Here is a 15,205-nt window from a genome sequence, read left to right as displayed (position 1 = left end):
AGGAGCGTTATAAATGAAAGAAAATTTGGGGTTATATCATAGTAGTTTTGAACATGACGCATGTGGAATAGGAGCAGTAGTAAGTATAAAGGGGGAAAAATCTAATAAAGTTATAAATGATGCTTTAGATATTTTAGAAAATTTAAAGCATAGAGGAGGAACAGGAGCTGATGAAAATACTGGTGACGGTGCTGGTATATTAATGCAAATACCTCATAGCTTTTTTAAGAAGGTATGTAAAAAAGAAAATATTGTTTTACCTGAAAGTGGACAATACGCAGTTGGGGTATTATTCCTTCCAATAGAAGAAGATAAAAGAAAATTAGCACTAGATATAATAAATAAAGTTTTAATTTATAAGGGCTATAAAACTTTATTATTAAGAGATGTACCTGTAGATTATAGTAATTTAGGAAAGGCTGCATTAGGGTCTATGCCTAAAATTATTCAAATTATATTAAATAAACCAGAAGATATAAAAGAAAATAAGGAATTTGAAAGAGATTTATATATATTAAGAAGAAATATTGAAAAAGCTTTTAATGATGAAGAAAAGTTAAATAATTGTACTACTTATATAGCTTCACTTTCTTCTAAAACAATAGTTTATAAGGGAATGCTATTATCTACACAAGTAAGAACTTTCTACAATGATTTATTGGATAAGGATTTTAAATCAGCTATAGCTTTAGTGCACTCAAGATATTCAACAAATACTTTTCCAAGTTGGGAAAGAGCACATCCAAATAGATTAATGGTTCATAATGGAGAAATAAATACTTTAAGAGGTAATGTTAATAAGATTTACTCAAGAGAAGGTTCTATTAAATCAGAAGTCTTTAAAGATAGGTTACAAGAAGTATTACCTATAATAAACAAGGAAGGTTCAGATTCGGCAACCTTTGATAATGTATTAGAATTTTTATATATGGGTGGAAGAGATATAGCAAGATCAATATTAATGTTAATTCCAGAACCATGGGAAAAGTCTAAAAATATAGATGAAGATAAAAAAGCATTTTACAAATATAATTCAACAATAATGGAACCATGGGATGGACCAGCATCTATAGTATTTACTGATGGGGATAAAGTAGGTGCAGTTTTAGATAGAAATGGTTTAAGACCTTCTAGATACTATGTAACAGATGATGGATATCTATATCTTTCATCAGAAACTGGCGCAGTATACATAGATGAAGAAAGAGTCGTAAGAAAAGAAAGATTAGAGCCAGGAAAGATTTTATTAGTAGATACTGTTAAAGGAGAATTAATTGAAGACTCTGAGCTTAAAAAGCAATATAGCTTAGAGCATCCATATAAAGAGTGGCTAGATGAAAGATTAACAACACTTAAAAGTATAAATATAGATAATTATCAGCAGAAATTTATGGATAAGGATGAAAGAACAACTTATCAAAAGGCTTTTGGGTATGGATATGAAGATTTAAAGACTAATATATATGAAATGGCTCAAAATATGCACGAACCAATGGCAGCCATGGGAATTGATACACCACTTGCAGTATTATCTTTAAAAGATCAACCACTATTTAATTATTTTAAACAGTTATTTGCTCAAGTAACTAATCCTCCAATAGATGCAATAAGAGAAGAAATCGTAACATCTACTAATGTTTATTTAGGTTCTAAAGGAAATATGTTAGATGATTGTCCTGAAAGTTGTAGACAAATAGAAATAGTAAATCCAATTATTAATAATAAAGATTTAGTTAAAATAAAATCATTAGATGGACAAGGCTATAAAATAAAGACATTAGATATTACTTTTGATAGAACTAAAAAAAATAGTTTAGAAATATCACTAAAATATTTATGTAGAGAAGCACTTCAACTTATTAATGAAGGAGCAAATGTATTAGTATTATCAGATAGATTTGTTGATGAAGCTAATGTTCCAATACCATCATTATTAGCTGTTGCAGCAGTAAATAATTATTTAATAAAAAAAGGTGTTAGAAGCTTAGCAGACATTATTATAGAAACTGGAGAACCAAGAGAAGTTCATCACTTTGCAACACTTTTAGGTTATGGTGCTACAGCTGTTAATCCATATTTAGCCTATGAATGTATTCATGAAATGGTTGAAGACGGAATTATAACAATTCCATATGAAGAAGCAACAAATAATTATGATAAAGCTATTGTTAAAGGTATAACTAAGATTCTTTCTAAAATGGGTATTTCAACTATTAGATCATACCAAGGAGCTCAAATATTTGAAGCTTTAGGTATAGATAAGAGTTTAATAGATAAATATTTTACAAATACAATTAGTAGAATTGGCGGATTAAACTTACAGGATATAGAAAAAGAAGCATTATCTAAGCATGATAAGGCTTATAATAAGAGATATAAACAACTAAACTTCCAATTAGATAATTTCGGTAGAGATAAATTAAGAAGTGCAGGTGAAAAACATCTTTACAATCCTGTAACTATTTATATGTTACAACAAGCAACAAGAACAGGTGACTATAAAAAGTTTAAGGAATATACTTCATTGATAAATAAAGAAGAGGAAGGCTTAACTTTAAGAGGATTACTTGATTTTGAATTTACGGAAAATCCTATTCCATTAGAAGAAGTAGAACCAGTATCTTCAATTGTAAAAAGATTTAAGACAGGTGCAATGTCTTATGGTTCAATTTCAAAGGAAGCTCATGAAACTCTTGCTATAGCAATGAATAGATTAGGTGGTAAATCTAATACAGGAGAAGGTGGAGAAGATAGAGAAAGATGGATTCCACTTGAAAATGGAGATTCTAAGAGATCTAAAATAAAGCAAATAGCATCAGGTAGATTTGGTGTTACTTCAGAGTATCTAGTTAATGCAGATGAATTACAAATAAAAATGGCTCAAGGGGCAAAACCAGGAGAAGGTGGACAACTTCCAGCAAATAAGGTATATCCATGGATTGCAAAAACAAGGCATTCAACAACTGCTGTTGGTCTTATTTCTCCACCACCTCATCATGATATTTACTCAATAGAGGACTTAGCTCAGCTTATATATGATTTAAAAAATTCTAATATATATGCAGATGTTTCTGTAAAGCTAGCTTCAGAGGCAGGAGTTGGAACTGTTGCAGCTGGTGTTGCTAAGGCTGGTGCTGATGTAATTTTAGTAGCTGGTTATGATGGTGGTACTGGAGCATCTCCTAAAACTTCTATTCAACATGCAGGATTACCATGGGAATTAGGTCTTGCAGAAACTCATCAGACTCTTGTTATGAATAACTTAAGAGATAGAGTTAGAGTTGAAACTGATGGTAAGCTTATGACAGGTAGAGATGTTGCAATAGCAGCATTACTTGGAGCAGAAGAGTTTGGATTTGCAACTGCCCCACTTGTAACGTTAGGTTGTGTAATGATGAGAGTGTGTAATTTGGATACATGTCCAGTTGGTATTGCAACTCAAAATGAAGAACTTAGAAAGAGATTTACAGGAAAACCAGAGTATGTAGTAAACTTTATGGAGTTTATTTCTAGAGAATTAAGAGAGTATATGGCTAAGCTTGGATTTAGAAGTTTAGATGAAATGGTTGGTAGAGTAGATAAATTAAAGAAGAAAGAAACGCTTAATAATTGGAAGGCTGAAAGAATCGATTTATCATTAGTATTAGATAAAACTCAAGTTAATTCAGAAAATGGAGTTAAATTTAATACTAATAATAAGTATAATCATAAGCTTAATGAAGTTAAAGATTCAATAATGCTTTTAGATCTGGCAAAACCAGCCTTAGATAATAAGGAAAAAGTAAAAATAGAGCTTGAAATCCATAATACAGATAGAACTTTTGGAACCATCTTAGGTTCTGAAATTACTAGAAGATATAAAGAAGAAGGATTAGAAGAAGATACTATTTGGATTAAAGGCATAGGAGCTGCAGGACAAAGTTTTGGAGCATTTATACCTAGTGGTTTAACTTTAGAAGTTGAAGGTGATGGTAATGATTACGTTGGTAAAGGATTATCAGGTGGTAAGATAGTTGTATATCCGCCTAAAAATAGTAAAATAATTGCATCAGAAAATATAATTGTTGGTAATGTTGCATTATATGGAGCTACATCAGGTAAAGCATTCTTTAATGGCATTGTAGGAGAAAGATTCTGTGTAAGAAATTCAGGAGCAATTGCTGTAAATGAAGGATGTGGAGCTCATGGTTGTGAATATATGACAGGGGGAAAAGCTGTTATATTAGGAGAAACAGGAGTAAATTTTGCCGCAGGTATGAGTGGTGGAATTGCTTATGTATTAGATGAAAATGAGAAGTTCAATTCTAGAGTAAACAAAGAAATGGTGATTATAGAAAAGCCAAATAATGAAGATATTGAGTTTTTAAAAGATATAATTACAGAACATTATACTCTTACAAATTCATTAAAAGCTAAAACTATTTTAGATGATTTTGATTTATATATAACTAAATTTAAGAAGGTAATACCTAAAGACTATAAGGAAGTTTTAGAACTTGTTAAAATAAATGAAGAAAAAGGTTTTACTAGAGATGAAGCTTTAGTTAATGCCTTTTATGAAAAGACAAGAAAGGTAATGTAAGGAGGTATTATCATGGGAAAAGCAACAGGTTTTATGGAATTTAGTAGAAAAAATTGTAGTAGAGAGGATGCACTAAATAGAATAAATCATTGGAATGAATTTGATACACCTCTTAGCGAAGAAGAAAGAAGAAATCAAGGGGCAAGATGTATGGACTGTGGAGTCCCATTTTGCCAATCTGGAATTATGTTAAATGGAATGGCAACAGGTTGTCCACTTCACAACCTTATTCCAGAATGGAACAATTTTATATACTTAGGAAAATGGGAACTTGGATTGGAAAGACTTTTAAAAACTAGTAACTTCCCAGAATTTACTTCAAGAGTATGTCCGGCATTATGTGAAAATGCTTGCACCTGTGGACTGCATGGACAATCAGTTACTGTGAAAGCTAATGAAAAATATTTAATAGAAAAAGGATTTAGTGAAGGTCTAATTAAAGCAAATCCACCTGAAGTAAGAACAGGAAAAAAAGTTGCAATAATTGGATCAGGCCCTTCAGGACTTGCAGCTGCTGACTTTTTAAATAAATTAGGTCATAGTGTTACTGTATATGAAAGAGAAGACCATGTGGGTGGACTAATGATGTATGGTATACCAAATATGAAGCTTGAAAAGAGTGTTATAGAAAGAAGAGTTAATATACTTAAAGAGGAAGGAATAACATTTAAAACTTGTGTTAATGTTGGTATTGATGTTACTTTTAATGAACTAGACATAGAGTATGATGCAATTGTAGTTACTATAGGTGCATCTAAACCTAGAGATCTAAAGGTGCCAGGTAGAGAATTAAATGGTATTCATTTTGCAGTAAAATATCTAACTAACAATACAAAGAGAGTTATTGGTTCAAATTTTAATAAAGGTGAAGATATTTTAGCAACTAATAAAGATGTAATAGTAATTGGTGGTGGAGATACAGGAACTGATTGTGTTGGTACAGCTCTTAGACAAGGATGTAAGTCTGTAAATCAATTTGAAATAATGGGAGAACCTTCAAAAAAAAGAAGTGAAAATAACCCTTGGCCAGAATATGCAAAGATATTAAAGGTTGATTATGGTCAAGAAGAATATATTGCAAAATTTGGCCATGATCCAAGAAGATATTTAACAAGTGTTAAAGAATTTTTTGGTGATGAACATGGAAATATTAAATCTCTTAAAACTGTTGATGTACAATGGGTTAAAGATGAAAATGGAAGAATGAATCTTAAGGAAATTGAAGGTTCAGAAAAAGTTTGGAATGCAGATTTAGTCTTAATAGCTATGGGGTTTACTGGAGTTGAAGATTATATAGCTAAAGATTTAGGAGTTGAGTTAACTGCTAGGGGAAGTATTAATGCAAATGATATAGATTATAAAACATCTAAATCTAAGGTATTTACTGCAGGAGATGCAAGAAGAGGTCCTTCGCTAGTTGTTTGGGGAATTACTGAGGGAAGAAATGTTGCATTAGCTGTTGATAAGTATTTAATGGGTTAAAATATATTTTAGTATAAATATAAGCATTAAATTTATTTTTTAGTAAAATAAGCATAATACAGATAATAACGAAGTTATTCCTAATAAATTAAGTGATAACTTCGTTATTTTTTATCCTAATAAAAATTTTAAATAAACAAAAGAAATTCTTGAATTGGAGTTAACTCTAAGTGTTATTGTATATGTAAGGAAATATATAATAAAATTAAAGTTAAAGTATATTAAGGAGTGTTGTAAATGACAATAACAGAAGTAAGTAAAAAGTATGAATTATCTACAGATACATTACGTTATTATGAAAGAATTGGATTAATTCCACCAGTTAATCGTAATAAAAGTGGAAATAGAGATTATACAGAAACTGATTGTAAATGGGTAAATTTTATAAAATGCATGAGAAACGCAGGACTTTCTATTGAAATTCTTATTGAATATGTAACTTTGTTCCAACAAGGAAATGATACTATAGCTTCAAGAAAGCAATTATTATTTGAACAAAGAAAACAAATTGTTGAAAAATTTGAAGAATTACAGAGTACGCTTAATTATTTAGATAAAAAGATAGATAGATATGATGAACTTATGCTAAAGTGTGAGGACGAATTAAAAAATAATAAATAACTATGCTTTTTATTAGTAACAACATATTATAGCTTTTCATAATATAAATCAAAGGAGATGAATATTATGTTATCTATACAAAAGAAGATTAGCTCTTATAACTTTTCAAGTAGAAATAGTAATAGCATTAAATATATAGTTCTTCATTATACTGCCAATAAAGGAGATACAGCTAAAAATAATGTTGACTATTTCTATAATGGAGATAGACAAGCTAGTGCACATTATTTTGTAGATGATACGTCTATATGGCAATCAGTAGAAGATTCAAATGCTGCATGGTCTGTTGGTGATGGTAATGAAGTATATGGGATCACTAATCAAAACTCAATTTCTATTGAAATGTGTTGTAATTTAAGTGGTATAGTTTCAAGTACAACAGAAAGTAATGCCATTGAATTAGTTAAATATTTACAAGGTAAATATAATATTTCTAATAGTAATGTAGTAAGACATTACGATGCAAGTAGAAAAATATGTCCAAATTGGTCAGAGAATAATTGGAGTAGATGGATAAACTTTAAAAATAAATTAACAATTACAGAAAATGTAGAAAAGGAGCTGAACTATAGTATGTATATTTTCTCTGCAAATTGGTATTTGAAAAAATACTCTGATGTAGCTAATAGTGCTACCTATAAGAGTAATCCATATAAACACTATGTAGACTATGGTAAGAAAGAAGGCAGAAAACCACTTCCACCTATTCCAGTAGAATATAATGAAGGAGCTTATCTTGAACTAAATAAAGATGTAGCAAAAGCAGTAGAAAAGGGGAGCTTTGTATCAGGAATAGATCATTATATGCAATATGGTTTTTGTGAAAATAGGAAAGTGTGCAATGAAGATAGTTATGAATCAATAAAAAAAAGAGTAGAGGAGCTTAAATTAAAATTAGAAGAAATAAAAAAAATAGTCGAATAAGTTATAGTGAATTTTATCTAAATCTATATTTGTAAAAATATGATGGATATTTTATAAAAATAAATTATATAAGTTAATATAATAAAAGTTCATGGCAAGAGTATTTAGTCTTACTATGGGCTTCTTATTTTATAATCTATACTATGAAAAAAGTTTAAAAAGAAAGTAACTTGTATAAAACTAATATTATATTAAAAAATAAAAAGTATAATAACACTTTATTAAAAAATATAATGTAGAAATGATAAAATTTTCACTAAACTAGAAAAATATATAATGAATTTATAAAAATTGGAGAAATTGTTTACAAAGCAACGTTTACATAGTAGAATGATTTTGTAATATTTGAAAAGGCATGTAACCAAAGAAAATTTTGGGCATTAGCCATAACAAAATTATGCGTAATAGCATATTTTTGTTATGGCTTTTTTTATACAAAAAGCCGGATTAAGTATTAAAATCATAAAAGCTAATTATTAGAAAGAGGGATAAGAAATGAAAAGAACAAAATTAAATTCTATTTTAGCCAAAGTAGTTACAACATCATTCATATTTACTATTTTACCAACTAATGCATTTGCAGATGTTGTTAATACTGAAAAAGAGATAGTAAAGCTACAAGTATCTATGCCAACTATAAGTCCTACACCTCATAATGTTGAAGCTTCAGGAGAAGGATTTGTTATTACAGAAAAGGTAAATATAATTGGACAAGATCAAGCTGATGAAGATGCTATAAGAGAATTAGTTCAAGCATTGAAAGAGTTAGGTATAGAAATTAATAATGATTTCGATGAAAATTCAGCTACAATAATAATTGGAGAAGATGATGATAATATTGAGGAAATGGATACTTTCCTTACAAGTATTGGCAAGGAAGGTGCAGAATCAATAGATGTTAATGAAGGTTATGTACTTGCATCTAAACAAGATGAAGATGGAAAAATAACAATTGCTATAGAAGGAACAGATGAAGTTGGTACTTACTATGGAGTAAAAACTTTAAAACAATTATTAATAGAAGAAAATGATAAAAATGTTGTGCCAGAGGTTTATGTAAATGATTATCCAAGTCAACATATTAGAGCTATAGTTGAAGGATTCTACGGAAATCCATGGACTCATGAAGATAGATTAGATCAATTTAAATTTTATGGTGAAAATAAATTAAACATGTATATATATGCTCCAAAAGATGATCCATATCACAGAGATCAATGGAGAGAACCATATCCAGCAGAAGAAATGGAGAGAATGCAAGAGCTTATAAATACAGCAGCTGAAAATAAAGTTGATTTTGTATTTGCAATTTCACCAGGTAAGGACATAGATATAAATTCAGAAGAAGATTATCAAGCACTTGTAAATAAATGTGAATCACTATATGACATGGGTGTTAGAAGCTTTGCTATTCTTTGGGATGATATATTCACAGATGATGGAGAAGGACAAGCTGCTATAATGAATAGATTTAATGCAGAATTTGTTAAAACTAAAGAAGGGGTTAAGCCACTAATAACAGTTCCAACTCAATATTGGGGAGCATCAATGTATAATGATGGTGAGGTTAAACCATATACTAAGGGATTTGCTGAAAACTTAGATAAAGATATCGAAGTTATGTGGACTGGTGAATGGGTTATGTCAGAATCAGTAACAGCAGAGGAAGCACAAAAGGTAAATAATCTTTACGGAAGAGATATGCTTTTATGGTGGAACTATCCGGTAAATGACTATAATGTTAATAAGTTAGCTTTAGGACCAATATATAATTTAGGAAATGATTTAGCTGATTATATGGGTGGAGTTGTAATGAACCCAATGGAATTTGCTGAAGCATCAAAAATAACACTTCATACAGGTGCAGATTATTCTTGGAATACAGAAGCATATGACTATAATAAAGCATGGGATAATGCAATTGCTGATATAGTTGGAGAAGAATTAAAAGAAAGCTTTAAAGTATTTGCTGATCATACTACAAGACTTGATACAGGTAGAGCAGATGCACCAGAAATGAGAGCTACAATGGATTCATTCTGGCAAAAGGTTGATAATAAACAAATTCCAGCAGAAGAATTAGAAATTTTAAAAGGTAACTTTGAAACAATAAAATCAGCTGTAGCAGATACACAATCAAAGTTACATCAAGCAATGTTAGATGAAGTTGCACCACAACTACAAAAGCTTACTGATTATGCAGAAGCAGCAACTACTGCAGCTGATATGGTTATAGCAATGTTAAATGGTGATAGTAAATTATGGTGGGATTTAAAAACAGAACTTTCAGGACAAATAGATGTTTTAAATGCATCAAAGGCAGTTATTTCAGATACTGTATTAGATGATTTTGTTAAGCAAGCAAATTCAAAAACAGACGTTATGTACTTTGAAGGTGTATTAAAAGATGAGGTTAAAACTTATACGTATTCAGGAACTGTATCTGATAATATTTCACCATTAAAGTATGAAGAATGGTATAATGGAAAATCTCCATATGAAGTTGCTAATATGTTTGATGGTGATTTAACTACAGCATATAGATCTGCTGCAAATGTTACAGCTGGAGATGAAATAGTTGTAGACTTAGGACAAGTTGAAAACTTGAATAATATTTATATGTTAATGGGAAGAACATCTCATGATACTGAAATTATGAATGGAAATATTCAAATTTCAGTAGATGGAGTTCAATGGAAAACAGTATTAGAAAATAATTCATTTAGAGAAGTATTTATTGGAGATTTAAATGAAAGTGTTAGATATATTAAGTATGTAGCAACAGAAGATCAAGAAAATAGAGTATATGTTAGAGAGTTTATGGTAAATAAAAATACTATAAGTGGAATTAGAACTAACGTAGAAGGTAACTTTGAATATAATAAAATCTTAGATGAAAGAAATGAAGTTAATTCAGTAGTTAATACAGAAAAAGTAGCTTTAAAAGTGGGAGATACTATAGGATTAGAACTTCCAGAATATAAATATATAACTGAAGTAAATATTAACAGTGCTGTTACAGGAAAAGTTGAATATACAATCAACGGAATGGATTGGTTTGTATTAGGAGAAGTAGCTGGAGAAACTACTTTATCTTTAGAAAAACCACAAGTTGTTAAGCAAGTAAGATTTGTTTCTACTGAAGAAAAATCTACTAAAAACTTTGCAATAGATGTAGTGATAGAAGGAAGAGCAGAACAATCAGTTACAACAAATAGAAATGGTAGTGGAAATTACAAGGATTTAAATGCAATTGTTGATGGAGATCTTGACTCAAGCTTTATTTCAGCAAGTGCTTTAAAGGCGGGAGATTATTTTACATTAGATCTTGGAGAAATAACTAATGTAAGAAATATTCAATTCATTGGAGATAGAAGCTACGGTGCAGATAGAATAAGAGAAGGTAAGCTTGAATACTCTTTAGATGGTGAAAACTGGACAGAACTTTATAATGGAAAAGTATCTGAAGAGTTTAGAATGTTTGATTTAGATTTTAATGCAAAATATATAAGAATGACTGCAACTGCAGGAACTGATGCATGGCTTAGAGTATCTGATTTCTCAGTAAACTCTCCAGAAGCTGAAGTTGTATTTGAATCAACTGTTAAACCAGTAGATGATAATCATAGATTAAACAATTTAATGGATGAAAATATTCAAACTTCATATATTCCAAGTACTGAAGTTAATAGTGGGGATAAGGTAGTTTACAATATATTTGATGGAGCATTAGTTAATAAAGTTGAAATATTCCAAAATGAAAGTACAATTTCTAATGCAAAAGTTATTGCAAGAACTTCTGATGATAGAAGAATCGAGCTTGGTATTTTAGATAAAGGTTACAATATGTTTGCTATGGAAAAGCCAGAAGATATTATTTCTATAACTTTAGAATTCCAAGATGGTTCTGGTACACCAGAAATATATGAAATAGTAACTGAAAACTTTACATTAGAAGCTATTAGAGAAATTGCAAAAAATACTTTAGAAGAAGCAAAAGAGTTATTAGCAAATACTGAAGGTAAATCAGAAGAAGTTATAAATGTATTAAAATCAGCTACTACTGAGGTTGAAAATGCTTTAATAGATGGTGCTTCTAGAGAAGAACTATTTAAGCTAAATAAACAATTAGAAAATGCTATTAAGGTATATGTAGATTATACTGAAGGGGAAAACCCTGAAGAAACTCCAGGAGAGAATCCAGATGTTAAACCAGAAGAAAAACCTGAAGTGAAGCCAGAAGAAAAACCTGAAGCAAAACCTGAAGTTAAACCAGAGGTTAAGCCAGAAGCAAAACCAGAAAATAAACCAGGAAAGCTTCCTCAAACAGGAAATCCAGCAGGCGTTGTAGGATTACTTGTAGGTATGACATCTTTAATTGGTGGAGCATTCTCATTAAAGAAGAAGAGAAAATAATAAATAGATACTTATAGTATAAATATAATTTAGTATATAAGAAAAGTGGATTTTATTAGAATCCACTTTTTTTATAATCTCAAATTATTAATTTAGAGATTATTTTAAGAAATTATTTTAGAGACTATTATAGAGATGGTTTTATTTTTAATAAAATATTATTGACAAATTCCACCTTTAAGAGCATTTAATGCATCTTCAATTGGATCTGCTTGGAAATATAACCCGCATGTCCTAGCTGGATAAGAAGCATTTACATGTGATTTACGTTGTAATGCACAATAAAGTTTTGCTAATTCTAATGATGATCTATCTCTTGAAGTTACTTTTATAATTGCATCTTCTAAATATTGGATAGAAAGGTCACATAGTATAGATCTTGCAAGTTGAATATCAGTAATTGATTGACAATCAGAGTCACCTACAACAAATCTAAAAACTGAGCATCCATCACATATTGATTGTATTGAATAACCGTCAATTCTAACTTCTTGACCACATAATTCTTGTAAAACATTGCATATTGTTTGAGGACTTGCCTTTATAATAAATTCTGTTCTTATAGTAGTTCTAAAATTTGAACGATTACAGTTATCGTGGTTAGGGCAATCATCATCCATATCAGAATGTCTACAGCACATGTCATCCATTGTATCATCGAAGTTGCAGCACATATCCTCTATTCTATCATCGAAATTGCAGCACATATTGTTCATCATATTATCAAAATTTGTCATATTAAATTTCCTCCTAAGTTTAATTATATAGATTACTAAATAGTCTATATTACTTTATAATTCATAATATGAAGAAATAGAAAAAAAGTTTAATGTAAAATATATAAAAGTTTTTAGTAAACTATAGACAAAACTTGTTAAAAAATGTATTATATAAAATATAAAATTTAATAAATCTTCAGGGCAGGGTGAAATTCCCTACCGGCGGTAAAGCCCGCGAGCTAATTTAAGCACGATTCGGTGAAATTCCGAGGCCGACAGTAAAGTCTGGATGAAAGAAGATAAATAAAAAGTATAGTAATCTTATTTAGCTATATTATCTTAGTGTTATTCATGCTCTGAAATATTATATATTTCAGAGCATTTTTATTTTTAAGTTAGCTTACTTTACAAGTTACATATATTTATTAATAAGCTTATTATTATAACTTTTTTAAACATAGTATTTAAGAGTTATTTTTTTAGAAACTTATAGTAAATATGTGTATAATATGTATATAATGCCCTGAGTGTTTTCTCAGGGCTTATTTTTTTACTTAAAGATTTATTTAAATTTTAAATTATAAATAATTGTTAAATGGAGGTGAAAAAATTGGATAAGTTTTATATGAATATTGCTTTACAGTTAGCTAAAAAAGGAAAGGGGAAGGTAAATCCTAATCCATTAGTTGGAGCTATTATTGTAAGGGATGGTGTGATACTTGGACGAGGGTATCATAAGGAATATGGGAAAGCTCATGCAGAAGTAAATGCTTTTTTAGATGCTAAAGAAGATATAACAGGGGCAACTATGTATGTAATTTTAGAACCCTGTTCTCATTATGGAAAGACCCCCCCTTGTGTAGAAAGAATAATAGAAAATAAAATTTCTAGAGTTGTTATTGGAATGATTGATCCTAATCCATTAGTAGCAGGAAAAGGAATAGAAAAGCTAAAAAAATCAGGAATTACAGTTACTGTTGGAGTTTTAGAAGAAGAATGTAGAAAATTAAATGAGGTTTTTATTAAGTACATTACTAAGAATGAACCTTTTGTAGTACTAAAAACAGCAATGTCACTAGATGGTAAAATAGCAACTTCAAGAGGTGAATCAAAATGGATTACAGGAGAAAAAGCTAGAAATGAGGTTCATAACTTAAGAAATGAATTAGAGGCTATTATGGTTGGAGTAGATACTGTAATAATTGATAATCCAGAGTTAACTTGCAGATTAGAAAATGGTAGAAATCCAATAAGAATAATAGTAGATAGTACTCTTAAAATACCATTAAATTCAAAGGTATTAAAAAATCAAGATGAAGCAAAGACCATTGTGGCTACTAAAAAAGAAGCTATTGAAGAAAAAGTGAAAAAATTAGAAGCCTTAGGTGTAACTGTTTTAAAGATTAGTGATGATAAAGAGTATGAAAATAATAACATTAGAAATAAAAAAGTGAACTTAAACAATCTCATGAAGGAATTAGGAAAGTTAAATATTGATGGTGTACTTTTAGAAGGAGGAGCAACTTTAAATTATTCAGCTTTACAAGAAGGTATAGTTGATAAAATACAAGTTTATATAGCACCTAAAATAATTGGAGGTTTAAATTCTAAAGGGCCTGTTGGAGGTACTGGAATAGACTTCTTGAAAGATGCCTTTAAAATAAATGATTTAACCTCAAAGTTTATTGGTGAAGATATATTGATTGAGGGATATATAGAAAGAGAGGAATCTTAGATGTTTACTGGTATAGTTGAAGAAATTGGGGTAATTGATGGAATTAAAAGGGGAGAAAAATCTTCAAAGCTATTAATTAGAGGTAGTAAGGTTTTAGATAAAACTAAACTAGGTGACAGTATTGCAACTAATGGAGTATGTCTTACGGTAACAAGTATAAGTGGAAATATTTTTGAAGTTGATGTTATGGCAGAAACTTTAAGGAAGAGTAATCTTGGTAAGCTCAATATAGGTAGTAAAGTAAATTTAGAAAGAGCTTTAAATCTTGAAACTAGGCTAGGTGGTCATATTGTTAGTGGGCATATAGATGGAATTGGAATTATTACATCATTTATACAAGAAGATAATGCAGTTTGGATTACAGTTAAAGCATCTTTAGATATTTTAAAATATGTAGTTTATAAAGGTTCAATAACTATAGATGGAGTAAGCTTAACTATAGCCTATATAGATGATAATTGTTTTAAAGTTTCAATAATCCCACATACAGCAAAAGAAACAACATTGCTAAATAAAAAAGTTGGAGATAGTGTAAATCTTGAATGTGATTTAATAGGTAAATATGTGGAGAAGCTTTTAGGTTTTGATATTAAAAAAAATAACGAAAATAAAAGTTCAATTACTGAAGAATTTCTAAAAAACAATGGATTTTAGTAAAGAAAATAATTTAGAGTAGGTTTAAATTAAAGTTAAGAGTTATATGTAATATTTTATTAAAAAATAAGG

Annotated in this window: 8 protein-coding genes and 1 riboswitch; of the genes, 7 read left to right on the top strand and 1 reads right to left on the bottom strand. The window is 29.5% G+C overall.

Annotation, left to right across the window (positions count from 1 at the left end; all coding sequences use genetic code 11):
- Positions 1 to 13: 13 nt before the first annotated feature.
- The 5 genes from gltB (at position 14) to LPC13_RS07610 (ending at position 12,025) form a co-directional block, all read left to right on the top strand.
- Positions 14 to 4,582, top strand: coding sequence for a glutamate synthase large subunit (gene gltB, locus LPC13_RS07630; protein ID WP_234088729.1), 4,569 nt, complete (start codon positions 14 to 16; stop codon positions 4,580 to 4,582).
- Positions 4,583 to 4,594: 12 nt separating this feature from the next.
- On the top strand, positions 4,595 to 6,064 hold the full coding sequence (locus tag LPC13_RS07625; protein WP_005211218.1) for a glutamate synthase subunit beta: 1,470 nt from the start codon (positions 4,595 to 4,597) through the stop codon (positions 6,062 to 6,064).
- Between the two features lie 237 nt (positions 6,065 to 6,301).
- Positions 6,302 to 6,685, top strand: coding sequence for a MerR family transcriptional regulator (locus tag LPC13_RS07620; RefSeq protein WP_005211219.1), 384 nt, complete (start codon positions 6,302 to 6,304; stop codon positions 6,683 to 6,685).
- Positions 6,686 to 6,751: 66 nt separating this feature from the next.
- Positions 6,752 to 7,609: a peptidoglycan recognition protein family protein gene (locus tag LPC13_RS07615; RefSeq protein WP_005211221.1), complete on the top strand. Its 858-nt coding sequence runs from the start codon at positions 6,752 to 6,754 to the stop codon at positions 7,607 to 7,609.
- A 495-nt stretch (positions 7,610 to 8,104) separates the two neighbouring features.
- Positions 8,105 to 12,025, top strand: a complete 3,921-nt coding sequence (locus tag LPC13_RS07610; protein WP_005211224.1) for a beta-N-acetylglucosaminidase domain-containing protein — start codon at positions 8,105 to 8,107, stop codon at positions 12,023 to 12,025.
- 158 nt (positions 12,026 to 12,183) lie between these two features.
- Here LPC13_RS07610 and LPC13_RS07605 read toward each other — a convergent pair whose 3' ends face one another.
- Positions 12,184 to 12,762, bottom strand: coding sequence for a hypothetical protein (locus LPC13_RS07605; RefSeq protein ID WP_005211226.1), 579 nt, complete (start codon positions 12,760 to 12,762; stop codon positions 12,184 to 12,186).
- 170 nt (positions 12,763 to 12,932) lie between these two features.
- Positions 12,933 to 13,049, top strand: a riboswitch (FMN riboswitch).
- 305 nt (positions 13,050 to 13,354) lie between these two features.
- Between LPC13_RS07605 and ribD the strand changes: the two genes are divergently transcribed.
- Both ribD and LPC13_RS07595 read left to right on the top strand, forming a co-directional pair.
- Complete coding sequence (ribD, locus tag LPC13_RS07600) at positions 13,355 to 14,479, top strand: bifunctional diaminohydroxyphosphoribosylaminopyrimidine deaminase/5-amino-6-(5-phosphoribosylamino)uracil reductase RibD (RefSeq protein ID WP_040418751.1); 1,125 nt, start codon at positions 13,355 to 13,357, stop codon at positions 14,477 to 14,479.
- Positions 14,480 to 15,133: a riboflavin synthase gene (locus LPC13_RS07595; RefSeq protein WP_005211230.1), complete on the top strand. Its 654-nt coding sequence runs from the start codon at positions 14,480 to 14,482 to the stop codon at positions 15,131 to 15,133.
- Positions 15,134 to 15,205: the final 72 nt, after the last annotated feature.

The organism is Clostridium celatum, assembly GCF_021412605.1.
GTDB classification, from domain to species: Bacteria; Bacillota; Clostridia; order Clostridiales; family Clostridiaceae; genus Clostridium; species Clostridium celatum.
This window is presented reverse-complemented; position numbering and strand designations above follow the sequence as displayed.